Source organism: Brevundimonas sp. ABV4_179 (assembly GCF_056311945.1).
This window is the reverse complement of record NZ_CM149976.1, coordinates 2690820-2714293: the sequence shown is the minus strand read 5'-3', so window position 1 is coordinate 2714293 and position 23474 is coordinate 2690820. Positions and strand designations below refer to the sequence as shown.

23 protein-coding genes and 1 tRNA gene are annotated in these 23474 nt (G+C 67.5%); 14 read left to right on the top strand and 10 right to left on the bottom strand.

Going from position 1 to position 23474, the window contains the following annotated elements:
- The first annotated feature begins 47 nt into the window (after positions 1-47).
- Positions 48-1895 (top strand): phosphoenolpyruvate carboxykinase (GTP), encoded by a 1848-nt coding sequence (locus ACYX4P_RS13160; protein WP_248117097.1) that lies wholly within the window; start codon positions 48-50, stop codon positions 1893-1895.
- A 47-nt stretch (positions 1896-1942) separates the two neighbouring features.
- On the top strand, positions 1943-2956 hold the full coding sequence (locus tag ACYX4P_RS13155; RefSeq protein ID WP_248117095.1) for an NAD(P)/FAD-dependent oxidoreductase: 1014 nt from the start codon (positions 1943-1945) through the stop codon (positions 2954-2956).
- Here the strand turns inward: ACYX4P_RS13155 and ACYX4P_RS13150 are convergent.
- Positions 2953-3687, bottom strand: coding sequence for a TonB family protein (locus ACYX4P_RS13150; RefSeq protein WP_248117093.1), 735 nt, complete (start codon positions 3685-3687; stop codon positions 2953-2955). The two genes, ACYX4P_RS13155 and ACYX4P_RS13150, sit on opposite strands and share 4 nt — an antisense overlap.
- A gap of 167 nt (positions 3688-3854) precedes the next feature.
- Here ACYX4P_RS13150 and ACYX4P_RS13145 point away from each other — a divergent pair, with 167 nt between their 5' ends.
- Both ACYX4P_RS13145 and spbR read left to right on the top strand, forming a co-directional pair.
- On the top strand, positions 3855-4652 hold the full coding sequence (locus tag ACYX4P_RS13145) for a transglycosylase SLT domain-containing protein (RefSeq protein ID WP_248117092.1): 798 nt from the start codon (positions 3855-3857) through the stop codon (positions 4650-4652).
- Positions 4653-4740: 88 nt separating this feature from the next.
- The gene (spbR, locus tag ACYX4P_RS13140) at positions 4741-5880 is read left to right on the top strand and encodes a SpbR family protein (RefSeq protein WP_248117090.1); all 1140 of its coding nucleotides are present in this window, start codon (positions 4741-4743) and stop codon (positions 5878-5880) included.
- Between the two features lie 61 nt (positions 5881-5941).
- Here the strand turns inward: spbR and ACYX4P_RS13135 are convergent, their stop codons facing one another.
- Genes ACYX4P_RS13135 through ACYX4P_RS13125 form a run of 3 tightly spaced genes read right to left on the bottom strand, consistent with a single transcriptional unit; the run spans position 5942 to position 8432 of the window.
- Positions 5942-6418 (bottom strand): Hpt domain-containing protein, encoded by a 477-nt coding sequence (locus ACYX4P_RS13135; protein ID WP_248117088.1) that lies wholly within the window; start codon positions 6416-6418, stop codon positions 5942-5944.
- 60 nt (positions 6419-6478) lie between these two features.
- On the bottom strand, positions 6479-7273 hold the full coding sequence (locus ACYX4P_RS13130; RefSeq protein ID WP_248117087.1) for an NAD kinase: 795 nt from the start codon (positions 7271-7273) through the stop codon (positions 6479-6481).
- A 31-nt stretch (positions 7274-7304) separates the two neighbouring features.
- On the bottom strand, positions 7305-8432 hold the full coding sequence (locus ACYX4P_RS13125; RefSeq protein ID WP_248117085.1) for a DUF2336 domain-containing protein: 1128 nt from the start codon (positions 8430-8432) through the stop codon (positions 7305-7307).
- Positions 8433-8610: 178 nt separating this feature from the next.
- Between ACYX4P_RS13125 and ACYX4P_RS13120 the strand changes: the two genes are divergently transcribed.
- The 4 genes from ACYX4P_RS13120 (at position 8611) to ACYX4P_RS13105 (ending at position 14559) form a co-directional block, all read left to right on the top strand.
- Positions 8611-9375 (top strand): class II aldolase/adducin family protein, encoded by a 765-nt coding sequence (locus ACYX4P_RS13120; protein WP_292046333.1) that lies wholly within the window; start codon positions 8611-8613, stop codon positions 9373-9375.
- A 149-nt stretch (positions 9376-9524) separates the two neighbouring features.
- A complete protein-coding gene (locus ACYX4P_RS13115; RefSeq protein WP_248117083.1) occupies positions 9525-10133 on the top strand; it encodes a hypothetical protein in 609 nt (202 codons plus the stop codon).
- A 113-nt stretch (positions 10134-10246) separates the two neighbouring features.
- Entirely contained in the window at positions 10247-11353 is a 1107-nt protein-coding gene (locus tag ACYX4P_RS13110) for an efflux RND transporter periplasmic adaptor subunit (protein WP_292046079.1), read from the top strand.
- Entirely contained in the window at positions 11353-14559 is a 3207-nt protein-coding gene (locus ACYX4P_RS13105; RefSeq protein ID WP_248117270.1) for an efflux RND transporter permease subunit, read from the top strand. The genes ACYX4P_RS13110 and ACYX4P_RS13105 overlap by 1 nt, the downstream gene beginning before the upstream one ends.
- A gap of 4 nt (positions 14560-14563) precedes the next feature.
- On the opposite strand, the gene ACYX4P_RS13100 is transcribed toward ACYX4P_RS13105, so the two are convergent.
- On the bottom strand, positions 14564-15073 hold the full coding sequence (locus ACYX4P_RS13100; RefSeq protein WP_248117081.1) for a c-type cytochrome: 510 nt from the start codon (positions 15071-15073) through the stop codon (positions 14564-14566).
- A 153-nt stretch (positions 15074-15226) separates the two neighbouring features.
- Between ACYX4P_RS13100 and ACYX4P_RS13095 the strand changes: the two genes are divergently transcribed.
- From ACYX4P_RS13095 to ACYX4P_RS13085, 3 genes are read left to right on the top strand one after another with little or no spacing between them, the layout of a single operon-like run.
- Positions 15227-15493 (top strand): FeoA family protein, encoded by a 267-nt coding sequence (locus ACYX4P_RS13095; protein WP_248117080.1) that lies wholly within the window; start codon positions 15227-15229, stop codon positions 15491-15493.
- Positions 15493-17361 carry a ferrous iron transporter B gene (gene feoB, locus ACYX4P_RS13090; RefSeq protein WP_248117079.1) on the top strand — a complete coding sequence of 623 codons (1869 nt, stop codon included), beginning with the start codon at positions 15493-15495 and terminating at the stop codon, positions 17359-17361. Before ACYX4P_RS13095 ends, feoB begins: the two co-directional genes overlap by 1 nt.
- Positions 17362-17393: 32 nt before the next feature.
- On the top strand, positions 17394-18158 hold the full coding sequence (locus ACYX4P_RS13085; RefSeq protein ID WP_248117078.1) for a prepilin peptidase: 765 nt from the start codon (positions 17394-17396) through the stop codon (positions 18156-18158).
- Here the strand turns inward: ACYX4P_RS13085 and ACYX4P_RS13080 are convergent.
- The 5 genes from ACYX4P_RS13080 to ACYX4P_RS13060 form a co-directional block, all read right to left on the bottom strand.
- Positions 18155-18781: a TetR/AcrR family transcriptional regulator gene (locus ACYX4P_RS13080; protein WP_248117077.1), complete on the bottom strand. Its 627-nt coding sequence runs from the start codon at positions 18779-18781 to the stop codon at positions 18155-18157. The two genes, ACYX4P_RS13085 and ACYX4P_RS13080, sit on opposite strands and share 4 nt — an antisense overlap.
- A gap of 22 nt (positions 18782-18803) precedes the next feature.
- A tRNA-Thr gene (locus ACYX4P_RS13075) sits at positions 18804-18879 on the bottom strand.
- A gap of 119 nt (positions 18880-18998) precedes the next feature.
- Positions 18999-20165, bottom strand: coding sequence for a glutathionylspermidine synthase family protein (locus ACYX4P_RS13070; RefSeq protein WP_248117076.1), 1167 nt, complete (start codon positions 20163-20165; stop codon positions 18999-19001).
- A 3-nt stretch (positions 20166-20168) separates the two neighbouring features.
- A complete protein-coding gene (locus tag ACYX4P_RS13065; RefSeq protein ID WP_248117075.1) occupies positions 20169-20909 on the bottom strand; it encodes a PspA/IM30 family protein in 741 nt (246 codons plus the stop codon).
- A gap of 16 nt (positions 20910-20925) precedes the next feature.
- A complete protein-coding gene (locus ACYX4P_RS13060) occupies positions 20926-21591 on the bottom strand; it encodes a YjfI family protein (protein ID WP_248117074.1) in 666 nt (221 codons plus the stop codon).
- A gap of 153 nt (positions 21592-21744) precedes the next feature.
- On the opposite strand from ACYX4P_RS13060, the gene ACYX4P_RS13055 reads away from it, so the two are divergent.
- Genes ACYX4P_RS13055 through ACYX4P_RS13045 form a run of 3 tightly spaced genes read left to right on the top strand, consistent with a single transcriptional unit; the run spans position 21745 to position 23447 of the window.
- The gene (locus tag ACYX4P_RS13055; protein ID WP_248117073.1) at positions 21745-22392 is read left to right on the top strand and encodes a DUF2491 family protein; all 648 of its coding nucleotides are present in this window, start codon (positions 21745-21747) and stop codon (positions 22390-22392) included.
- A 25-nt stretch (positions 22393-22417) separates the two neighbouring features.
- A complete protein-coding gene (locus tag ACYX4P_RS13050) occupies positions 22418-22831 on the top strand; it encodes a DUF350 domain-containing protein (RefSeq protein WP_248117072.1) in 414 nt (137 codons plus the stop codon).
- A 4-nt stretch (positions 22832-22835) separates the two neighbouring features.
- Entirely contained in the window at positions 22836-23447 is a 612-nt protein-coding gene (locus tag ACYX4P_RS13045) for a DUF1190 domain-containing protein (protein ID WP_292046080.1), read from the top strand.
- The last annotated feature ends 27 nt before the right edge of the window (positions 23448-23474 follow it).

Sequence of the window (23474 nt, the reverse complement as noted above, 5' to 3'; positions counted from 1 at the left end):
CATGGCGGCGTCAGATCGCCAGACCTCCTTTGCTCAGGAGACGTCCATTGTCCATTCCCTCCACGCCCGGATTGCGTCCGGCGCCCACCCATCATGCCGGGCTGATCGCCTGGGTCGAGCAGATCGCCGCCCTGACCCGACCCGCCCGCATCCACTGGTGCGACGGGTCCGAGGCTGAGAAGCAGGCCATCGTCGCCGACCTGCTGGCCAAGGGCACGCTGAAGGCGCTGGATCAGACCAAGCGTCCGGGCTGCTACTCCGCCGCGTCAGACCCGCGCGACGTGGCGCGGGTCGAAAGCCGCACCTTCATCTGTTCCGAGAATGAGGCCGACGCCGGCCCGACCAATAACTGGGCGGATCCGGTCGAGATGCGCGATCGTCTGGACGGGCTGTTCGACGGCTGCATGGTGGGGCGGACCCTGTATGTCGTGCCCTTCTGCATGGGGCCGCTGGGGTCGGAGATCAGCGCCCTGGGCGTCGAGATCACCGACAGCGGCTATGTGGCCCTGTCGATGGGGGTGATGACCCGCATGGGCAAGCCTGCGCTGGATCAGCTGGGCGACAAGGGTGTGTTCGTGCCCGCCGTTCATACGCTGGGCGCGCCGCTGGCTGAGGGGCAGGCCGATGTGCCTTGGCCCTGCAACGACGACAAATGGATCGTGCACTTCCCCGAGACGCGGGAGATATGGTCCTATGGGTCCGGCTATGGCGGCAACGCCCTGCTGGGCAAGAAATGCTATGCGCTGCGGATCGCCTCGGTCATGGCCCGCGACGAGGGCTGGCTGGCCGAACATATGCTGATCCTGAAGCTGACCGATCCCAAGGGACGCGCCAAATATGTCGCCGCCGCCTTCCCCTCGGCCTGCGGCAAGACCAATCTGGCCATGCTGCAACCGACGTTGTCGGACTGGAAGGCGGAGACCATCGGCGACGACATCGCCTGGATGCGGTTCGGCGATGACGGGCGGCTGTATGCCGTGAACCCGGAGGCAGGCTTCTTTGGCGTCGCGCCCGGCACCAGCCGCGACACCAATCACAATGCGCTGGAGACCCTGGCGTCCAACACCATCTTCACCAACACAGCCCTGACCAAAGATGGCGATGTGTGGTGGGAGGGGATGACCAAGACTGCGCCCGACGGCCTGACCAACTGGAAGGGTCAGCCGCACGATCCGGCTTCGGGCGAGCCGGCGGCCCATCCGAACGCCCGCTTCGCATCGCCGGCCGGTCAATGCCCGGCCATTGCGCCGGAGTGGGAAGACCCCAGGGGCGTTCCCATCGACGCCATCCTGTTCGGCGGACGTCGGGCCAGCGCGGTGCCGCTGGTGACAGAGGCGTTCGACTGGGAGCACGGGGTCTTCATGGGCTCGACCGTGGCGTCGGAAGGCACGGCGGCGGCCGAGAACAAGGTCGGGGAACTGCGCCGCGACCCGTTCGCCATGCTGCCCTTTTGCGGCTACAACATGGGGGACTATTTCGCTCACTGGCTGAAGATGGGGCAGGGGCGCGACCCCGCGAAACTGCCGCGCATCTTCTTCGTCAACTGGTTCCGCAAGGATCAGGACGGCAGGTTCGTCTGGCCCGGATTCGGCGACAATGCGCGCGTGCTGAAGTGGATTTCGGAACGGATCGACGGTGAAGCGTCGGCCGTGGACACCGCCGTCGGACGGGTGCCGCCGCCCGAGGCGCTGGACCTGTCGGGCCTGGACCTGACGCCGGCGCAGTTGTCCATCCTGCTCGAGGTGGACGCCGGCGTGTGGGCCGAGGAGGCGGCGCTGATCCCCGACTTCTATCGGCGGTTCGGCGAGCGGCTGCCGGCCGCTTTGTGGGGCCAGCACGCGGCGCTGGTCGCGCGGCTCGACCGGGCTGCAGGGGCCTCGATGGCGGCGGAATAGGTCGCCGGCCCTTGCATTGAGGGCGTCGCGGGTCGATCAAACGGGCCGTGACGTCTTCCTCCTCCATCGTGATCGTCGGCGCCGGCGTGCTGGGCCTGTGCACGGCGTTTGAACTGCATCGGCGCGGGCGGTCCGTCGTGGTGGTCGATCCCGGCGAAGCGAACGCCTCGGCGGTCGCGGCGGGCATGATCGCGCCGGCGATGGAGGCGGCGATCGACGACGCCTCGCCCGAACGGGCCGTCCTGTTCCGCGCGTCGCGCGATCTGTGGCCGGGTTTCGCCCAGGCGGCCGGGATCGCTCTGGCGCGGCGATCGGCGGAATGGCGCGGCGCGGATGCGGCGGGGATCGCCGCGCGGATGCGGGCGCTGGGGTTCCAGGCGCGGTTGAACGGCGACCGGGCCGTCACGGACGAGGACTATCAGGTCGATCCCGACCAGGCGATGGCCGCGATGAAGGCGGTCTTGGGCGATGCTGTCTTAACCGGCAGCGTGGAGGCGGTCGCGCGCGTGGGCAACGGTTGGCGTGTCCAGACGGATCGGGGCGAACTGCTGACCGACGCCGTGGTGCTGGCGACGGGCGCCGAGCGCGCGGTCTCTGGCCTGCCCCGGGCGGTGCGCGAACGGGTGGAGGCGATCCAGCCGATTCGCGGTCAGATCGGCATAACGACGCAGGGGTTGGCGGCCCATGTGGTGCGCGGTCCCGGCGCCTATGTCGCGCCGATGGGGACGGGCGTGGTCGTGGGTGCGACGATGGAGCCGGGACGTCGTGACACGGCGCCGGACGCGGCGGCGGGCGAGCGGCTGGTTCAGGCCGCGTGGCGCGTTCTGGGTCGCACGCCCGAGCCGCTGGACATCGAATGGCGCGCCGGCGTGCGTGGGGCGACGGCGGACGGTCTGCCGCTGGCGGGCGCGGCGCCAGGTGGACCGGGGTTGTTCCTGGCCCTGGCGCCGCGCCGCAATGGCTGGCTGCTGGGGCCGCTGGTCGGCCAGGTGGTCGCCGATGCGATCGAGGGGCGGGCGGCGTCGCCGCACGCCCGCGCCCTCGACCCCGGTCGGTTCTAGCCCTCCATCGCGAAGCGGACGGTGAAGTTGACCGTGGCCCCGTCGACGGGGCGGCCGTCAACGGTGCGCGGATTCATGCGGAAGTCGCGCGTCAGGCTCTGCGCCGCGCGACCGAAGCCCTGACCGCTGGGCGTTTCGCCCACGACGCGACAGCCGGTCAGACCGCCGTCGACCCGCACCATGCACGAAAGGCTGGCGGAACCCGGCGTCCCGTTGTCGGCCGCGCGAGAGGGATAGGCCCGCGCCATCTGGGCCGCCGACGGACGGCTGGCCCAGGTCGGGTTGTTGATCACCGAGGGCGCGCGGGGCGGGGTCTCGACCGTGGCCGTGCCGCCCTCGACGCCCGTGGGCGCCGTGCTGACGATCAGCTGTCCGGGCGGCGCCGTGGTCGTGGGGTTATCGGGCGGGGTCAGCGCCACCGTCGGCACATCGACCGGCACCGTCAGCGTCGGTTTGTGGATCGGCGTCGGCGGGGCCGCCGTGACGGTCGGCGGCAGCGGCTTGAGCTCAGGCGGCCGTTGGAAGAAGATGTCGATAGGTTTGTCAGGCTCTGTCGGTTCGGCCAAGCCGCTCAGCTCGAACCGTTGATTGTAGAGCACCACGCCCGCCGCGACGTGCAGGACCACCGAGACGCCGATGGCGACCAGCATCCAGCGCGGGATGGGTTTCTTGCGTTCCCCGAAGTCGATGGGGCTGATCAAGCCGGGGCCCCCGGCGGTTTGCATCATCATGGCCTAACTCCCTCGTTCGCCGCCCCCGCAGCTCCCGTAAGGTGAAGTTGAGCGCGCAGGTTGTGGCGGCTTTGCGGCGAGGCGTGTGCGTTCGACCAACGTCGATCCGTTAACACCGCCGTTAAGGATTAGGGATTGGTTAACCACGTTCGCCGACCATTGCGCGCATGGGCATCGGAGCGATTCCATCGGCAGGCGGCGTGGAGGCGGCCATCAGGCGCGCCTCTTCCGCCGTGGGCGTGGACTATGACTTCATGGTCAAGACCGCGCGTCGCGAAAGCGCCATGAACCCTTCGGCCAAGGCCCCGACATCATCGGCTGCGGGTCTGTTTCAATTCATCGAACAGACCTGGCTGGGCACGGTCAAGCAACACGGCGCCCAGCATGGCTATGGGCAATACGCCGACCTGATCCATCGCGGATCGGACGGTCGCTGGCGGGTGGAGGGTTCGGCGCGCAATGTTGTGCTGGACCTGCGGTTCGATCCGCACGCCGCGTCGACCATGGCGGCGGAGCTGACGGCGTCCAACGCCGCCTATCTGCGCGGGCGCACCGGCAAGGAGCCGGGGGCGGGCGATCTTTACGCCGCTCACTTCCTGGGACCGGCGGGGGCGGCGGATCTGATGCAGGCGATGGACCGCAATCCTGGCGGCAGCGCGGCGGCCCTGTTTCCCCAGGCGGCGCGCGCGAACCGCAGCATCTTCTATCGCGATGGACGCGCGGCGACTGTGGCCGAGGTTCACGCCAATCTTCAGCGTACGGCGGGCGAGGGCGCGCCGGCGGCGGGAGCAGGAGAGACGCGCTTTTCGACGCCCAGTCTGAGCGAAAAGGACCAGATGTTGGCGGCGCGGTTGGATCGGCTGAAACAGGATCAGGGCCTTCTGGCCCTGCTGCTGGGCCAGGACGGGTCGTCAAGCAGCGGTTTCGGCGGCGCATTCTCGCCGATGGGCAAGGAATCCACCTGAGTCGGTGAACTTCAACCGGTGGTAAACCGCCCGTTAAGCATGGCAGTCTCATTTTGGGATCAACGCCCGATTCCCTGACGAGCCGTCCATGACCGCCTATCGCGCACGCCTGACCGAAGTGGACATTCGTCGCCTGATAAAGGCTGCGGACGACGACGAGCGCGCGGAGGCGGCGCACAAGCTGTGTCGCAACATGGAGCGGGCCGAACTGGGCGAGGAGGACCGGGCGGCGGCGCAGAAGATTCTGCGGATGCTGGCTAACGACGCGGCCGAACTGGTGCGGCGCGCCATGGCGGTGACGCTGAAAGCGTCGGACCTGATCCCCAACGATGTGGCGCGAAAGCTGGCCGGCGACCTGGACAGCATCGCCCTGCCGATCATCGCCGCCTCGCCCGCGTTCAGCGACGAGGACCTGATCGAGATCGTGCGCGCCGGATCGGTCGTGCGCCAGGTGGCGGTGGCGGGTCGGACGCGGGTGTCGCGCGACGTCGCCGATGTTCTCGCCGGCGAGGGCTGCGAGCAGGCAGTGCGGGTTCTGGCGGCCAACGACAACGCCGATCTGTCTGAAGGCTCGCTGGCCGTGTTGTTGGAGCGGTTCGTCGAGGCGCCGAAGGTGTTGACCGCCGTCGCCTATCGCCAGGTTTTGCCGTTGCAGATCACCGAGCGGCTGATCCAACTGGCCAGCGACACGGTGCGCGAACATCTGATCAGCCGCCACGCCGTGGCGCCAGAGACCGCCATCCGCCTGGCCCAGTATGCGCGAGAGCGCACGACCGTCGATCTGGTCGATCAGGCGGGCGTCAGTGCGGACCTAGGCGCGTTCATGACCCAGTTGAATGCGCGGCGGGTCCTGAACGCCTCGCTGCTGCTGCGGGGCCTGGCGCGGGGGCAGATGGCCATGTTCGAATATGGTCTGGCGGAGTTGGCCAATACGCCCCATCACCGCGCCTGGTTGATGGTGCACGACGCCGGGCCGCTGGGGCTGAAGGCCATCTATGATCGGGCGGGCCTGCCGCCGCGCCTGTTCCCCGCCTTCCGCGCCGGCGTGGACACCTGGCGGGCGCTGGCGGCCGAGGGGATCGACACGTCCAGCACCCTGTTCCGCGAACAGATGCTGGAGCGGTTCCTGACGCAGCGCCCGAACGTGCTGCGCGACGACCTGGCCTATCTGATGGAGCGGCTGGACCATTCGCCCGCCGCCGGCCACGTCGCCGCCACCGCCGCCTGATCGCCAACGACAAAGGGCCCGCCGAACGGCGGGCCTTTTTACTTGCGGTCTTCGGCTTCGGTCAGCCCGCCAGATGCTGGGCGACCCGCTGCTCCAGCGTTTCGGCCAAGTCGCGGCCGGTGGGGTGTTCGTCGGTCTTGATCTGGTCGCGGACCACGGCGCGAATGGCGTCGATATGGGCGTCCAAAATCGGAAGGGGCGCCGACATCCGACGTTCTGCGTCGTCCAGCATCTTGCACAGCGAACCGGCGATCCGGGTCACCAGCGGATACTCATAGGTCGTGCCCAGGCCCTTCAGATCGTGGGCGCGGAAGTACAGGGCCTCGGCGGTGGCGGGCGTGTAGCCCTGGTCGCGGATGTCGGCCTGGGCCTGGTCCAGCTTGACGATCTCGTCGTTCAGCCACTGGCCGAACTGGGCCGACATGGCCTTCAGCGCCTCTTCGGCCTTGGCGATGGCGTCGGCGTTGATGCCGAAACCGCCGCCGACCTTCAGGCGCAGGGCGTTGGTCGGAGGGGTGATTTGCGCCGGGTTGCTCATGGCGGGCTCCATAGGTCTTTCGCGGACGCTAACGGGCTTGGCTTAAGAAGCCGTCACCAGTCAGTTGGCGAACTGTTCGGCGATCACGCGCTCGTCGAACGACCGGCCGGCGTCGAACAGCATGGTCAGGGCCACGTCGCGCCGCTCGCGCACCTCGACCCGGGCGACGCGCCGGACCTCGAAATTGTCGGCCGTGGCGGAGACCGGGCGTTTATCGGCCTCCAGCACGTCGAATCGCACGCGCGCGCCGTGGGACAGCAGGGCCCCGCGCCAGCGGCGGGGGCGGAAGGCGCTGATCGGCGTCAGGGCCAGAATGCGGGCGTCCAGCGGAATGATCGGGCCATGGGCCGATAGGTTATAGGCGGTCGATCCGGCGGGGGTGGCCACCAGACAGCCGTCGCAGGACAGTTCCTCCAGCCGCACCCGATCGTCGACCGTGATTCTGAGCTTGGCGCTCTGGCGGGTCTGGCGCAGCAGCGAGACCTCGTTGATGGCCAGGCCGGTGTGGACCTCGCCCGCCTCGGTCCAGGCGTCCATCTGAAGGGGGTGGATGGTGGTGCGTTCGGCGGTTGTGATCCGCTCCAGCAGCCCGTCTTCCTCGTAGTCGTTCATCAGGAAGCCGACCGAACCGCGGTTCATGCCATAGACCGGGGTGCGACGGCGCATATTCCCATGCAGCGTCTCCAGCATCTGGCCGTCGCCGCCCAGGGCCACGATGACGTCGGCGTTCTCTTCCGGCACGGCGCCATAGCGCGCGGTCAGGGCCGCCCGGGCCTCCTGAGCCTCAGGTCGGTCGCTGGCCACGAAGGCTAGTGCGGGGGTAGTCGTGGTCTGAGAAGGCCGGATCTGGGTCACGGCGCGACGTGAGCCGAGCTTGGCGGCGAAGTCAAACGATCGCGGGGTTTTGCATCATCTGACGGAAGGCGCGGGCGGCGGAATGGGCGTTCATCGGCGTGGCGGTCCAGCCGCCGTCGCCGGGCAGACCGCCGGTCAGCTTTCGCACCTCTATCAGCAGGGAGGAGAAGACGGCCTTGTCCACCCCGACCGCGATACAGGCCAGATAGAGCGGCTCGGCGGTGGGGGCGCGCATGGCCTGGCGGACCTGGCCGTCGCTGAAGCCGCCCAATACGGCCAGGGCCTGTTCGAACAGTTCGAAACGCTGCTCGCGCAGGGCGCGGACCAGAAGGCCGGGACGCAGCTGGCCAGCGGCTTGCAGCTTGTCCACCAGGCGGCGCTCCATCTCGGAACGCTCTCGGTTTTCGGCCAGGCGGCTGGTTGGAGCGGCGCGCCACTCCGGCGTGCCGACCGCGACGGCGGCGGCTTGCTGCACGGCGGCGTTCAACTGGGTGTCGTCGATGCGGAAGCGTTCGCCGATGGATTGGCGCAGGGCCTGGCCCACCCATTGATACAGTTCCTGCGCCAAATCCTGGTTCAGGCGGGGGTGACGGGTTAGGGGCGCGCGCAAGCCCGCGACGCGGCGCGACTGATCGACCAGCCGGCGCATCGCCGCCTCGCTGAGCTGGGCGGTGCGGTTCGAGGCCAGGGCGGTCATGGTCACCGCCTCGCCGCGGTCGATGATGGTGTCGCAGATGTCGCTCGACAGGCGCGGACGGCGGGCCACGGCGATCTGATGCTCCAGCGTCGCCTCGATCAGCAGGCGGATCAGGTCGGCGTCCTTCAGCAGGGGGCTGGAGGTTATGACGGGGCGGGCGATTTCGATCTCGTCCAGCGCCAGCATGTTGACCAGGGCGGGCGGCGCCCAATCCGCGCTGGCGATCCGTTCGGCCAGCGCCAGCCGGATGTCGCGTTCGGCCTGGGCGGTCAGGGTCAGGAAGATGTCGGCGAGAAGCGGCGCGACGCTGGGCGGCGGCGGCGCGGCCTCGCACAGGCCGGTCACCTTGAGCAGAAGGCGCTGGCGATCCTCGGCCGAGCGGCTGCTGGCTAGGGTCAGCAGCTGCGCCACGGTGCGGTCGTCCCAGCCATCGCGGGCCGGCTCGAGTTGAACGACAGACACAGCGGCTCCCCGAACCGTCGATGGACGCGCATACCCTTAAGCTGGCGTCGTAAAGACCGGGTTAACCACGTTCGGGCGGTCAAGATGACGCTGCGTCAGTCTTGGCGCGCGCACTTGACGCCGCGCGCCGCGAGGGAGACGGTCTGTCCAAACGCCCATGCAGAGGCAGGAGGAAACCATGGCGGACGGTGCAAATCCCTCGATCAAGTCCCGCGTGTCGGAGGCCGAATGGCAGGTGCGGGTCGAGCTGGCGGCCCTCTATCGGCTGGTCGCGCTGCACGGCTGGGACGACATGATCTTCACCCATATCTCGGCGCGCGTACCGGGGCCGGAACATCATTTCCTGATCAATCCCTACGGCTTCTACTTCGACGAGATCACCGCCTCGTCGCTGGTGAAGGTCGATCTGGAAGGCAATATCGTTCAGGACACGACCAGCTTCATCAATCCGGCCGGCTTCACCATCCATTCGGCGGTCCATGCCGCGCGCGAAGACGCCAAGTTCGTCATCCACCTGCACACAGTCGGCGGCGTCGGCGTCGCCGCCCAGGCGGAGGGTTTGCTGCCGATCAGCCAGAACGCCTGTTTACTGCAGCATCAGGTTGCGTATCATGGGTACGAGGGGTTGGCCTTGCATCACGACGAACGCGAACGTCTGGTCGCCGACCTGGGGGATAAACCGTTGATGCTGCTGCGCAACCACGGCACGCTGGCGGTCGGGGAGACGGCGGCGCAGGCATGGATCGGCATCTTCTTCCTGGAAAGGGCCTGCGCGCAGCAGGTGGCGGCGTTGTCGGGCGGGCGCGAGCACGTGCTGCTGGCCCCGGATGCGGCGCAGGAGGAGACCAAGGAGCAGGGACGAGGGATCGGCTTCGTCTCGGCGCTGGCCTGGCCGGGCGCGCTGCGGCAACTGGAGCGCAGGTCGCCGGGCTACGACGCCTGATCCTGGCGGCGGCGGGGGGCGTCCTGTCCCTCGGCGTCGCCCAGACGGCCCATGCCGGCGCCTGGGTCCAGCCCAAGGGGCAGGGCCAGGCCATTGTCAAATACGAGCGTCTGAAGGCCGACAGCGGTTTCGATCCGTCCGGCGACGAGATGGCCTTGGCGGCCGTGCGACGCGATGCGCGCCTGGGCCTGTTCGCCGAATACGGGGCGACGGATCGGCTCACCCTGCAGCTGAAGGCCGACTGGCAGGAGGGCGAGGACGCTTTCGTCGAGTATGAGGGGCGCGGTCCCATCGAGATCGGCGCGACCTGGCAGGTGTTTCGCGACGACAGAAACGCCATCAGCCTTTACGGCGGCTACAGCCGGGCCGGGAAGGGGCGGAACGCGGACTATGCACCGCCGGGCGTGGGCGAACACGACTGGGAGGCGCGGTTGTCGGCGGGCCGGTCGCTGGGGCCGCGATGGGGGATGCAGCAGTCGTTCGTGGAGGTTCAGGCCGCGCGGCGTCTGCGCGACGGTCTGCCCGACGAGACGCGGATCGACGCCACGGCGGGCGCGCGGTTCGGCCGCGGCTGGATGGCGCTTGGCCAGGTCTTTGGCGGGGCGGCGGACGGCGGCGCCCGCTGGCTGTCGATGGAGGCGTCGGTGGTGCGCGACCTGGGGGCCTGGAGCCTGCAGGGCGGATGGCGGCAAACCGTCGCAGGCCGCGAGACGCCGGTCGCCCATGGCCCGGTCATCGCGATCTGGCGTCGGTTCTAAGGGCGGATTTCCGCGACGGAAATCTGCGCCTGGCGCGTTAGTGTCGGATTACGTTGCGCAAGCCGCATTAGCCGGTAATGCATGCGGCGTCCCCTGATCGAGAGTTCCGCCGCGTGATCAAACGTCACTTCTTCCTCGTCGCCGCCGCGATTCTTCTGGCGCTGATGGTCGTCGCCGCCGTGGTCAAGGTGGCCACCTCCAACGACAAGTCGGCCCAAGGGCCGGGCGCGGGCGGCGGACGCAGGGGGGGGCAGCAGGTGTCGGAAGCCGTGGTGACCCAGCGTCCGTTCTCGGATCAGATCCGGGTGCTGGGCGTGGCGCGCGGCCAGCGCTCGGTCAATGTCACATCGTCCACTACGGAACTGATCACGCGGGTCCTGTTCACCGATGGTCAGCTGGTGTCGGCGGGCGCGCCGCTGGTCGAGTTGCAGGCGCGCGAAGAGGACGCCGCCATCATCGAGGCGCGCGCCAACGTCAATCAGGCCCAGCGCGAATATGATCGCTACAAGGCGCTGGCTGATCGCGGCGTGGCCCCTCAGGTCATGCTGGAGCAGGCGGAGACGGGTCTGGAGACCGCGCGCGCCTCGCTGCAGGCGGCGCAGGCGCGGCGCGGCGACCGGGTGATCCGCGCCCCGTTCGCCGGTCGGATGGGCCTGACGACCGTGACGCCCGGCACCCTGATCAATCCGGGCGCGGTGATCGCGACCCTAGACGACACCTCGACCATTCGCGTCGATTTCCCCTTGCCCGAGCGGTATCTGAACCTGCTGCAGCCGGGCGCAGCGATCACCGCGACGGCCGACGCCTATGGCGATGCGCCGTTCCAGGGGCGGATCGCCCTTATCGATACGCGCGTCAACGAGGCGACGCGCGCCGCCACCGCCCGCGCGGAATTCCCCAATCCCGGCGGCCGTATACGACCCGGAATGCTGCTGCGTGTCGTGGTGCAGCAGGGCCAGCGCCAGACGGCCGCGGCGCCGGAAGCGGCGGTGCAGTATGAGGGCTCCGGCGCCTTCGTCTATCGCATCGCGCCCGGTCAGAACGGTTCGACCGCCCAGCGGGTCGAGGTCGAGACCGGCGCTGTCGAAAACGGCTTTGTGGAAATCCTGTCGGGCGTCGAGCCCGGCGAGCGGATCGTGGGTTCGGGCCTGAACCGCATCCAGCCAGGCGCGCCCGTCAGCGTGGCCGGGGCGCAGCGCAAGTCGGGCGCCGCCCAATGATGCTGTCCGATGTCTCGGTCCGGCGGCCGGTCTTCGCGGCCGTCGCCGCCATCGTGCTGTGCGTGATCGGCGCGGCGGCCTTCTTCTTCCTGCCTGTGCGCGAACTGCCCGATGTCGATCCGCCCATCGTGTCGGTCAACACCAGCTACGCCGGCGCCTCGGCTGAAGTGATCGAGAGCCGTATCACCGAGCCGGTGGAACAACAGATCGCCGGGATCCAGGGGGTGGAGCGGATCAACTCCACCAGCCGCGACGGTCGCTCCAGCGTCAACATCGAGTTCTCTCTGGATCGAAACATCGACGACGCCGCCAACGACGTGCGCGACCGTGTCAGCCGCGTGGTCGGCCGACTGCCGGACCAGGCCGACCCGCCCGAGGTGGCCAAGGCCGATTCCGACAGCCAGCCGATCATCATCGTGTTCCTGCGCTCGACCAGCATGAACCGGCTTCAGCTGACCGACTACGCCGACCGCTATCTGGTCGACCGGATGGCGACGGTGCCGGGCGTGGCCCAGGTGAACATCTATGGCGAGCAGCGCTATTCGATGCGGATTTGGCTGGATTCGGCGGCCATGGCGGCGCGTGGACTGACGGTCAACGACGTCGAGATGGCCCTGACCAACCAGAACGTCGAGCTTCCGGCCGGATCGCTGGAATCCACGGCCAAGAACTACACCGTGCGCGTGGCGCGCACCTACGCCCGGCCCGACGATTTTCGCCAGTTGCCCATCGGCACGCGCGGGTCGGCCTCGGCCTCGGCTTCGGTCGCCACCGGCACGGGCAGCGGTTCCTCGGCCATCATCCAGGGCCAGCCCACCTATGTCACCCGGTTGGGCGACATCGCGCGGGTCGAGGAGGCGCCCGAAGAGGATCGTCGCCTTTTCCGGGGCAACGGCATGGATCAGATCGGCCTGGCCGTGACGCGCCAGGCCCAGTCGAACGACCTGGCCATCTCCGACGGCGTTCACAAGATGATCGATCAGATCCGGCCCACCCTTCCGCCCGGCGTGACCATCGAGATCGGCTCGGACAACTCTGTCTTCACCTCTCACGCCATCGACGAGGTGTGGATCACCATCGGCATTTCGATGGCGCTGGTGGCCCTGGTCAATTTCATCTTCCTGGGCAGTTTGCGGGCTGCGCTGATCCCGTCGATCGTCGCGCCCATCTGCCTGCTGGCGACCTTCATCGTGCTGGCCCCGCTGGGGTTCTCGCTGAACCTGCTGACGCTGCTGGCCCTGGTGCTGGCCATCGGCCTGGTGGTGGACGACGCCATCGTGGTGGTCGAAAATATCCAGCGGCGGTTGGATCACGGCGAGCCGCCGCTGGTCGCGGCCGAGCGCGGGGCGCGTCAGGTGTTTTTCGCCGTGGTGGCCACGACCATCGTGCTCTTGTCGGTGTTCGCGCCGCTGCTTTTCCTGCCGGGATACGTCGGGCGTCTGTTCGTGGAGCTGGCGGCGGCCATCGCGGCGGCTGTGGCCTTCTCGGCCTTCCTGGCGCTGAGCCTGTCGCCGATGCTGGCGTCCAAGATTCTGAAGCCGGCCCAGACCGGCGGCTGGATCGCGCGCCGGGTCGACTGGGGCATGGATCGCCTGAAGTCGTCTTACTCACGCTCGCTGGACATGCTGCTGGGGCGTCGGATCGCCGTGATCGGGGTGGGCGCCCTGATCCTGCTGGTGGCGGCGGGGGCGGGGGGCATATTCCTGCTGCTGCCCAACGAACTGGTGCCGGACGAGGATCGCGGGCGCGTCACCGTGCGCGTCGCCGGACCGGAAGGCGCGGGCTTCGACTACACCCGCAAGATCATGCTGGGGCTGGAGCCGTTGCTGGCCGAATATAAGGCCAGCGGCGAAGCGGACAGCTATCTGGTGTCCGCGCCGGGCTTCGGCGGCAGCGGCTTCAACTCGGGCAATGCGGTGCTGACCCTGGCTGACTGGTCCAAGCGGGACCGTTCGGCCGCCCAGATCGCGCAGGAGCTGAACGGCAAGCTGCGCGGCCAGACGGACGCCCAGGTCAACGCCTCCACGCCCGGCGCCTTCCAGCGCGGCGGCGGCAATTCCAACTCCATCGAGCTGATCGCCACGGGCAGCGATTATCAGCAGATCTACAACTGGCTTCAGCCGATCCTGACGGCGGCCCAAGGCAACCCTGGCTTCTCGCGTCCGCGCCTGAACTATGAGCCCAACTCGCCCCGCCTGCTGGTCGACGTCGATCCGCAGAAGGCGGCGGCGCTGGGCGTATCGTCACAGTCCATCGGCCGAACCCTGGAGACCATGTTCGGCTCTCGCCGCGCCACGACCTATATCAAGGGCGGTCAGGAGTATGACGTCATCCTGCAGACCGAGCGGGAGAACCGGCGCGAGGTTTCGGACCTGGAGGCTCTCTATGTCGCGACCGGCGGCGGACAGCTGGTGCCGCTGTCGGCCGTGGTTACGACAAAGACCAGCGGCGACACGCCGGATCGGCGGCGTCTGGATCGCCAGCGGGCCATCACGCTTCAGGCCGATCTGAACCCCGGCACGACCATCGACGACGCGGTGCAGTTCCTGGGCGCCGAGGCGGCCAAACAGCCGCAAGGCGGGGTCGTGGTCCAGTGGGGCGGCGCCGCGCGCGACCAGCAGGAAGCGGGCGGGGCGGTCGTCGCGGCCTTCGGCCTGGCGCTGCTTTTGGTCTTCCTGGTGCTGGCGGCGCAGTTCGAAAGCTGGATCACGCCGGCGGTCATCATGCTGACGGTGCCGCTGGCGGCGGCGGGCGGTCTGTTCGGCCTTTTGATGGCGGGGTCCAGCCTGAACATCTACAGCCAGATCGGTTTGATCATCCTGATCGGGGTGGCGGCCAAGAACGGCATTCTGATCGTGGAATTCGCAAACCAGCTGCGCGATCAGGGCCGGTCGATCCGCGAGGCGATCATCGAATCCTCGTCGTTGCGCCTTCGCCCGATCATCATGACCTCCATCGCCACCGCATTCGGCGCCTTGCCGCTGGTGCTGTGGCAGGGTGCGGGCGCCGGAAGCCGCCAGACCATCGGGGTGGTGATCTTCACCGGAGCCATCTTCGCCACCGTCCTGACCCTGTTCGTGGTGCCGGTGATCTATGGCGTCCTGGCGCGCTTCACCAAGTCGCCCGAATGGACGGCGCGCAAGATCGAGGAATGGGAAGCCCAGGAGATGCGCGACGGCGGCGAAAAGCCGATAGCGGAGGCCTGACCGATCAGGAGGCGGGCGCAGGCTCCGGCTTGTAGCCCGTCTCCACCTTCAGGAAGGCGATGACGTCGCGGCGGTCCTTTGCGTCGGGCAGGCCGGGGAAGGTCATCTTGTTGCCCGGCAGGAAGCCGCGCGGGTTTTGCAGCCAGTGATCCAGCTTCTCCGCATCCCAGGCGAAGTTCGCCGTCCGCATGGCGTTAGAGTAGTTGTAGCGCGGTCGGTCGCCCGCCTTGCGGCCGAACACGCCGTACAGATTCGGCCCGGCCATGTCCGCGCCGCCTTCGCCGATGGTGTGGCAGGATCGGCAGCGGGCGAAGGCGCGTCGCCCATTTTCCAGATCGCCGGTGTTGTAAGGCGCGGGCAGGGCGGCCAGCAGACTGGCCTTTTCGGCTTCGGTCAGGACATGAGCCGGCTTGGCCGGGGTCATGGCCGGCGTAGAGGGCGCATCCTGTCCGCAGGCGGCCAGGCCCAGGATCGGGGCCAGAAGAAGCGGGGCGGCGAGGGCGAGGCGGGACATGGACGGCTCCTGTTCCTGGGTCTGATAGCGCAATGCGCGCGCGCGGCAATTGGTCAAGCTGTCCCGCTGGACGAGGGGTGTCCGCACCTGATAATCACTGTCAAGGAAACGCGGAGCCGTCGGGGAGCGGCCTCGCCCGTGCGAGCGTAAACTTTGACCGACACCATAAAGCTGAGCCAGGCCCGACGCGGCGACCGCGGCGTCATTGTCCAGGTGGGCGCCCATTGTCATCACCAGGGCGAGGCCGTGGAGCTGGAGCGCCGTCTGCTGGAGCTGGGCTTCGTCGAGGGCGCCCAGGTCGAACTGCTGCATGAAGGCCTGTTCGGTCACGATCCGATCGCCATGAAGGTGGACGACATGCGCGTGGCCCTGCGTCGGCATGAGGCCGAGAGCCTCACAATAAAGCTGGACGTCGTCTGATGGACGTCGCCCTGAAGACCGCCCGCGTCGCCCTGGTCGGCAATCCCAACAGCGGCAAGACGGCCCTGTTCAACGCCCTGACCGGCGCGCATCAGAAGGTCGCCAATTATGCAGGCGTCACGGTGGAGCGGAAGGAAGGGCTGATCCGCGCCACGTCCGGCCGCACCATGTCGGTGCTGGACCTGCCCGGCACCTATTCCCTGCGCGCCCGCAGCCCGGATGAGGAGGTGACACGCGACGCCGTGCTGGGGCGCCTGGCCGGAGAGACGCCGCCAGACGTGGTGGTTTGCGTCGCCGACGCCACCAACCTGCGTCTGGTGCTGCGCCTGATCCTCGAGCTGAAGGCCGTCGGCCGACCGATGGTTCTGGCGCTGAACATGTACGACATCGCCCAGCGTCAGGGCCTGCGGATCGATCTGGAGGCGCTGCGCGCCGAACTGGGCGTGCCGATCATCACCACCGTGGCCACGCGAAAGCGCGGCGTCGACGAGTTGATCGCCGCCATCGAGATTCAGGCCGACGCCGCTGCGCTCGGCGAAAATTCCTGGCATACGCCCGACGCCGCTGAACTGCGCAGCGCGGCGCGCGAGGCCGAGCGGATCATGAAGGCCTGCGTGCGCCCGCCCGAGCGGCCCGATACGCTGACGGGCAAGATCGACTCAGTGCTGCTGCATCCAGTCGGCGGCCTTCTGATTCTGCTGGCCCTGCTGTTCGTCATGTTCCAGGCGGTGTTCAGCTGGGCCGCGCCCCTGATGGACGGCATCGAAGCCGGCATTGGCTGGCTTGGCGGCTTGGTCGCCAATGTGCTGCCGGACGGCCTGCTGCAAAGCCTGATCGTGGACGGGATCATTTCCGGGGTCGGCAGCGTGCTGGTCTTCCTGCCGCAGATCCTGATCCTGTTCCTGTTCATCATTGCGCTGGAAGACTTCGGCTATATGGCCCGCGCGGCCTTCCTGATGGACAGGATCATGGGCGGTGCGGGGCTGCATGGGCGCGCCTTCATTCCCCTGCTGTCCAGCTTCGCTTGCGCCATTCCGGGCGTGATGGCGGCGCGGGTGATCGATTCCAAGCGGGATCGCCTGACCACCATTCTGGTTGCGCCTCTGATGACCTGCTCCGCGCGCATCCCGGTCTATACGCTGATCATCGCCGCCTTCATCCCGAACGAGCGGGTATGGGGCTTCGCCAATCTGCAGGGACTGGTGATGTTCGGCCTCTACGCGGCCGGCATTCTCAGCGCGCTCGCTGTTTCGCTGGTGATCCGCAAGGTGTTTTGGCGCGGCGCGGTGGAGCCCTTCATGATGGAGCTGCCGACCTACAAGGTCCCTGACCTGAAGAGCGTCGGCTTCAACCTGTGGCTCCGGGCCAAGATCTTCCTGAACCGCGCGGGGCGAATCATCCTGCCCGCCGTGGTCATTCTGTGGGTTCTGGCGACCTTCCCCTATCCGCCCGAGAATGCGACTTTGCCCGCCATCGACTATTCGTTCGCCGGAATGATCGGCCGCGCGCTGGAGCCGATCTTCGCGCCCATCGGCTTCAACTGGCAGATGGTCATCGCCCTGATCCCCGGCATGGCGGCGCGTGAGGTCGCGGTGGCGGCGCTCGGCACTACCTACGCCATTGCGGATGCGGAGAATGCGACGGGCCTGCTGGCCTCTACGCTCGCCTCCCACTGGTCCTTGGCCACGGCGCTGTCCTTCTTGGCCTGGTATATCTTCGCGCCCCAGTGCGTGGCGACGCTGGGCGTGGTGCGGCGCGAGACCAACTCGCTGAAGTGGACCTGGATCATGATCGGCTACATGTTCGGACTGGCCTATCTGGCGTCGCTGGTGACCTATCATGTAGCGGTGGCGCTCGGAGGCGGTTAAGCCACGACGGTCGTCGCCGTCTGGACCCGCTCATGAACCCTGTGATCGCCGCCGCCGTCATGGGCGGCCTGGGCCTGGTTTTCGGCAGTTTCATCGCCGCCGCCAGTGTTCGCCTGCCGCGTGACGAGGACATCGTCATGGCCCGGTCGCGATGCCGGGGCTGCGACCAGCCGCTGCGCCCGTGGGAGTTGGTTCCGCTGGTCAGCTGGTTGGCCTTGCGCGGCCGTTGCGCGCGCTGCGACACGCGGATTTCAAGGCGCTACCCGCTGATCGAACTGGCGGCGGCCGGCATCGGCGTTTGGGCGGGGCTGTGGGCCATCGGGGAGGAAGCGTCGCTGTTCATGGCGTTGGCGACGGCGGTCCTGGGCTGGCAGTTGCTGCTGATCGCCATTGTGGACGGCGAAAACTTCTGGCTGCCCGACATCCTGACCCTGCCGCTGATCGCCACCGGCCTTGTCGTGGCCATGGGGGCTGGCTGGGACGTGGCCCTGACGCACCTGATCGGAGCGGCGGCGGGGTTCGGCGGGCTGTGGCTGGTGGGCTGGCTCTATCAGGCCGTCCGTAAGCGTCAGGGGCTGGGGGGCGGCGATCCCTTCCTGTTCGCGGGCGCCGGGGCCTGGGTCGGTTGGATCGGCCTGCCCAGCGTCCTGCTGTGGGCCTGCGCCGTGGGTCTCAGCCTGGTGTTCGGAATGCTGGTGGTGCGGCGATCTGTCAGTGCGACGGACAGGCTGCCGTTCGGCGTCTTCCTGGCGGTCGGGATCTGGCTGACCTGGCTTTACGGCCCGCTGGGGCTCTAGCGCCCGGTCGTCAGCTTGACGACGATGATCGCCGCCGTGTCCAGGATGGCCTCCGGCGTATCCGCTCGGCGCAACAGATCGAAGCTGGCCGCGGTCGATTCGGCGATGGAGGCGATCTGGTACGAGGCCAGGCGGGGATTGTAGTCCTTGGGGTGCAGGCCGCTGGCGTGGGCCTGGGCGACGCGGCGCTCAATGGCCAGGTGCAGCCGGCGCAGACGGCGCACGCGGCTTTCCACGAAGGCGGCGTCGCCATTGTCCGCCAGCATATGCTCGACCCGCAGAACCTGACCGTGGCTGCGCCAGATCGCCATGACGTCCAGGATGAAGGCGCGGGCGATGGTGAAGGCCTTGTCGCCCGGCCAATCGGCCTGAAAATAGGTCGCCAAGCCCTGAAAATCGGTCGCCGCAACTTCGCACAACGCCAGAACCGGCTCTTCGACCGTCTTGAAATAGGTATAGAAATTCGATGGCGACACACCGGCTTCCGAGGCCAGGTCGGCGACCCGAATCTCGCCGTAATGCCTTGCGTTCAACAGGCGTCGGGTCGCATCGAGGATCGCCTGGCGGGTTCTGCCGCCGCGCGCGCCGATCTTGTGGCCCAGCTTGTTGGTGGTGTCGGGCATCGCCCCATTGGTCGAAAGAAGGTGGTGCCGGCTGCAGGAATCGAACCCGCGACATCCAGTTTACAAAACTGGCGCTCTACCAACTGAGCTAAGCCGGCCCGCGTGTGCGGTTTCGCCCTTATGTCCAGACCGAAGCCGCGACGCAAGACGAGCCTGCGCCGTAAGCGGACAAATCGACCTTTCGGCCCGAAAGCGCATTATTGCGGACGGCTCGACCTCAGCCCCGAATGAAGTGCGGTACGAAGCGGGAGGTGTTGCGGGTGATGCGGCCGATATCCTCGCGCAGACTGATTCCCACCGGTGCCGTTCCGACCACCCACGACCCGACGATCACGTGGTTGCCGTCGAAGTTCGGCGGATTGTGCAGGGCCTGGCGGATGTAGCGGCCTTCGCCATAGCCGCCGTCCACGACCTCTGCGGCGGTTTGGCCCTGGTCGATCAGTTCGACATTGTCGCCTTCGCGCGAGAACAGGGGCTTGCGGACATAGGACGATCCCAGCGCGCTTTCGGCCGGATCGCCCTCGAAATAGGATTCCAGCAGGTTGGGGTGACCGGCATGGCGTTCCCACAACAGGGGCAGGATGGCCTTGTTGGACAGGATGCTCTTCCACGCCGGCTCCAACACCGTCACGTCGGCGGTAGGCAAGGGCGCGGCGTATTCGTCGCGCAGCATCTGCTCCCACGGATACAGTTTGAACAGCGCCTGGATGATCCAGTTGTCGTGATCCACGAACCGGCCGTCTGCGTTCAGGCCGATCTGGTCGATGGCGACGAACTGGGGCTCCAGCCCGGCCTGCTGAGCCAGGTCTTCAAGGAAGCGCACCGTCTGACGGTCCTCGACGAAGTCGGCGTCCGAGGCGAAATGCACGAAGCCGCCGTCCGGGAAGATGGCGCGGAATCGATCGACCAGCTTCTCATGCAGGCTGTTGAACTGATCCGCATCGGCGGGCAGGGCGCCGGCCTTGATCTGATCTTCCAGCCACAACCACTGGAACACCGCCGTCTCATAGATGCTGGTCGGGGTGTCGGCGTTGTATTCGTACAGCTTGGCCGGACCCGCGCCGTCGTAGGCGAAGTCGAACCGGCCATAGAGGGAGGGATCGCCCCGCTTCCAGCTGTCGGCCACATAGTCCCGCATGGTCTCGGGAATATCGAGTTGCTCCATCAGCCGTTCGGACTGGACGGCCTCGTTGACCAGTTCCAGGCACAGGCCGTGCAGTTCCTCGGTCGGCGCCTCGATCCCCTCTTCGATCTCGGCCAAGGAGAAGGCGTATGCCGCCGTCTCGTCCCAATAGGGTTTGCCGTCGGTGTGGCGCCAGGTGAAGCCGAGCTCCTCGGCCTTGGCGTCCCAGTCTGTGCGGGGATCGAAGCGCAGACGCTCCATGGATCAGGCCTGGTCTTTGTCGGGCGCAGATTGGCCTATCCGCGGCGTGACCACCGTCACGTCCGGCTGGCTGAGGCGGGCCAGGACGTCGTCGGCCGACGAATGACCGGGCAGGATGCCGGCCTCGCGCAGCTTTGCGTCCAGGTCGGCGCCGGTGCGGCGATCTTCCAGCGCCTGGCTGGCGTTCAGCTTCTCTTCCTGGATCGCCTGACGTTGCTTGATACGTTGCAGGCTGTCGGCGGCCGAGCCGATGCGCGACTGGGCGCCGGCCGAGTTCAAGGCCACCGAGGTCTGGGCGCGCTGGACGGAATCGTTGACCTTGACGATGTCGATCTCGCGACGAAGCGTCTCGATCTTCTGGTCCGTAGAGGCGATGGCGGTGCGCAGGCGCGTCTCGGCCGTCTTCATGTCCTCGATCAGGGGGGCGCGGCTGGTGATCTCGACCTCCAGCTCGGCGATGCGGCCGGCGACTTCGCGCGCCAGGTCCGTCTTGCCCTGCCCCAGGGCGGTGCGGGCCGAGCTTTCGTATTTGGCGATCTGGTCGCGGAAGCTGGTCATTTCGTTTTCGGCCATGCGGCGGCGCGCCACCAGGCCGGCCAGATCATCGCGGGCCTTGCCCTGGGCGTTGTCGGCGTCGCGAATTTCCTGGTCGAGGATCTTCAGCGCATTGGCGTCGACGACGCCCTGGGCCGCATCGTGGGCCGTGCCGCGAAACAGGGCGGACAGTTTTCTGAGCATGGACATGGTCGGTCTTCCGGGATCAGGCGGCGTCGGCGCCGAAGGTTTCACGCAGTTCGGTGGCGTCGATCGCATTCTCGGCCAGGGTGCGCAGTTCGATCAGGATGGTCTGCAGCGTCGTCTTGCAAGAGAGTTCGCCCATCAATTCGTACACATCCTCGCCGCCGACGTTGGTGATGGCGAAGTTGGACAGGGGCACTACTCGCTGGGCCTTCAGCAGGAACTCGTTGAAGGCGTGGCGGTCGGTCTGTTCCGACACGGGCCACAGCAGCACGGAGCAGACGATCTGGGCGCCGCCGACGCTGAGATAGACCGGCAGGTCGCCGTACTCATGCATGGTCGCCAACAGAACGGGCTCGGCGCCCTCAACCACGCGCAGGGTCATTTCGCCCTCGCGCAACAGGGTGGACCCGTCCAGCGCCGCCTTGATGGTCGGCACGGTCCAGGGGGTTTCGATCACGGCGTCCATTTGATGGTCGTCTCCGGGGGTGATGGAATCGGAAGTGGGGCGGCGCGGGCGTTGGGCAAGCTGCGGCCCGCGCGTGGAATCTGTGACGATGGCGCGCACGGCCGCCTTGACGTCGTCGCGGGCGGCCGCTGGCACCCAAAGCTCCAGCTTCACCAGGCCCGCCTCACGGCGCGCCTGTCGCCACGCTCGGATGCGGTCGGTGGCGGCGGAAGAGGGCAAGGTGTCGTTTGGCATATCGTTACATGTAACGTGTAACATGAACGCTTGACTTGACGCAAGATCGGACGGAATGTCACGCCATGAACCGCCTCATTCGGTCGCATCGTCGCTGTCCGCTCGCCGTCGGCGTGGATCGGGCCTAGATAGTCGCCCATGTTCAAGAAGCTTTTCGGATCGTCGGAGAAGGCCGCGCCCGCCAATCGGCTGGCGACGGTGCGCAACATCACAGTGGGCCGCACCGTGTCGCTGGACCCGCTGTCCTGGCGCCGGCTGGGCGGAGAGACGCCTTTCACCCTGGATCGCGACGTGCTGGACATCTCGGCGCAAGGTTTGGTCAGTCTGGACAGCGGTCAGTTCGTGCATCGCTTCTACACCGACGACCACGTCATGCTTCAGGCCATGAGCGATGACGAGGCGGGTCTGGAAAGCTATGACTTCAGCCTGTTCGTGCCATGGACCTCAGCCTATCCGCCGGGCGAGCGCGAACGCCGAATCTGGCGCGACCGGCTGTCGGCGCCGGTGTTTCACGGCGCGGCCGAAGAGTTGCCCGACTATCCCCGCTTCTGGTTCGCCGAGAGCGACGCCATCCAGCCGCCCGTCACCCTATGGGAGACGATCTGGGACGACCGCGCCGCGACCACGCCCTATGCCAAGATCTTTCAGACCTGCATGTTGTATGCGCGCGAACTGGGCGGCGGCCGCGAACTGATGCTGGCTCTGGAGCAGCAGCCTGACGGCGGCGACACCACGCATGAAATCATGATCGGCATTCCGTTGGAAATGGCCGAGTTCCGCGCCTGACCGCGCAATCCGAGGGGCAAGACCGATGTTCGACTGGTTCGTGTTTCAGCAGGGGGCGATCGCCTTCCTGATCGCCTTCGCCATGGCGGGCGCCTTCACCCTGGCCTTCAAACTGATCTACCAGTGGGTCACGCCCTATCACGAGCATACGCTGATCCGCGAAGGCAACACGGCCGCCGCCATCGCGCTGGGCGGCGCGCTGATCGGCTATGTCCTGCCTTTGGCCTCGGCCCTTTCGCACACCGTCAGCCTGATGGAGTTCGCCGCCTGGGCCTTGCTGGCCGGCGTGATCCAGATCGTGGTGTTCGTCACCATCAGCCGCATGGCCTTTCGCAACCTGGTCGCCCGCATCGAGGCGGGCGAGATCGCCGCGGCCGTCTATCTGGCCTCCATCTCCATCTGCGTCGGCCTGCTCAACGCCGCCTGCATGACGTCGTGAACCCATGACCGATCCCAAGGACCTGCCCAAGACCGAGACCATGCGCCGACTGAAACGCTCGCGCGTGCTTCATGTCAGCAGCCTGATGGCGACCGCCAGCTTTTCGCTAGCCGCCTGCGGCTCGCCTCAACGCGTTCCGGCGCCCGAACCTGAACCGACCCTGGCCTATCAATCGCTGGACGAGTGCAAGGCCGCCAACGACATTCCCGATAACGAGTGCGACGCCGCCCTCGCCAAGGCCCAGCGGGAGGCCGCCAAGACCGCGCCCCGTTACGCCACGCGCGAGGAATGCGAGGGCCAGTGGGGGCCTTCGCAATGCCAGCCGAACAATAACGGGGGCTCCTTCTTCAGCCCGCTGCTGACCGGCTTCATCGTCAGCCAGATGCTGAACGGCGGCTATCGCGGCGGGGGACCGCTGTATCGCGACCGGGAGGGGCGGCTGTCGAACGGCTACGGCGGCGGTTACGCCTATCGCGACTATCGCACCGGCAAGACCCTGACCAATGCGCGCGAACACGGCGATGTGGCGCGCCAGGCTCCGACGCGGGTGCAGAGCCGCACCACGGTCGTCTCGCGCGGCGGTTTCGGCGGCGGCGGCCGGGGTTACGGCGGTTAACTGATCCTGGCTCCTTCGGAGACACGA

Bases quoted from the DNA above. Each gene is read 5' to 3' on its own strand.
- ACYX4P_RS13150 (WP_248117093.1), bottom strand. From the start codon at position 3,687: ATGATGATGCAAACCGCCGGGGGCCCCGGCTTGATCAGCCCCATCGAC.
- ACYX4P_RS13145 (WP_248117092.1), top strand. From the start codon at position 3,855: ATGGGCATCGGAGCGATTCCATCGGCAGGCGGCGTGGAGGCGGCCATC.
- spbR (WP_248117090.1), top strand. From the start codon at position 4,741: ATGACCGCCTATCGCGCACGCCTGACCGAAGTGGACATTCGTCGCCTG.
- ACYX4P_RS13135 (WP_248117088.1), bottom strand. From the start codon at position 6,418: ATGAGCAACCCGGCGCAAATCACCCCTCCGACCAACGCCCTGCGCCTG.
- ACYX4P_RS13120 (WP_292046333.1), top strand. From the start codon at position 8,611: ATGGCGGACGGTGCAAATCCCTCGATCAAGTCCCGCGTGTCGGAGGCC.
- ACYX4P_RS13115 (WP_248117083.1), top strand. From the start codon at position 9,525: ATGGCCTTGGCGGCCGTGCGACGCGATGCGCGCCTGGGCCTGTTCGCC.
- ACYX4P_RS13105 (WP_248117270.1), top strand. From the start codon at position 11,353: ATGCTGTCCGATGTCTCGGTCCGGCGGCCGGTCTTCGCGGCCGTCGCC.
- ACYX4P_RS13100 (WP_248117081.1), bottom strand. From the start codon at position 15,073: ATGTCCCGCCTCGCCCTCGCCGCCCCGCTTCTTCTGGCCCCGATCCTG.
- feoB (WP_248117079.1), top strand. From the start codon at position 15,493: ATGGACGTCGCCCTGAAGACCGCCCGCGTCGCCCTGGTCGGCAATCCC.
- ACYX4P_RS13085 (WP_248117078.1), top strand. From the start codon at position 17,394: ATGAACCCTGTGATCGCCGCCGCCGTCATGGGCGGCCTGGGCCTGGTT.
- ACYX4P_RS13080 (WP_248117077.1), bottom strand. From the start codon at position 18,781: ATGCCCGACACCACCAACAAGCTGGGCCACAAGATCGGCGCGCGCGGC.
- ACYX4P_RS13070 (WP_248117076.1), bottom strand. From the start codon at position 20,165: ATGGAGCGTCTGCGCTTCGATCCCCGCACAGACTGGGACGCCAAGGCC.
- ACYX4P_RS13065 (WP_248117075.1), bottom strand. From the start codon at position 20,909: ATGTCCATGCTCAGAAAACTGTCCGCCCTGTTTCGCGGCACGGCCCAC.
- ACYX4P_RS13055 (WP_248117073.1), top strand. From the start codon at position 21,745: ATGTTCAAGAAGCTTTTCGGATCGTCGGAGAAGGCCGCGCCCGCCAAT.
- ACYX4P_RS13050 (WP_248117072.1), top strand. From the start codon at position 22,418: ATGTTCGACTGGTTCGTGTTTCAGCAGGGGGCGATCGCCTTCCTGATC.
- ACYX4P_RS13045 (WP_292046080.1), top strand. From the start codon at position 22,836: ATGACCGATCCCAAGGACCTGCCCAAGACCGAGACCATGCGCCGACTG.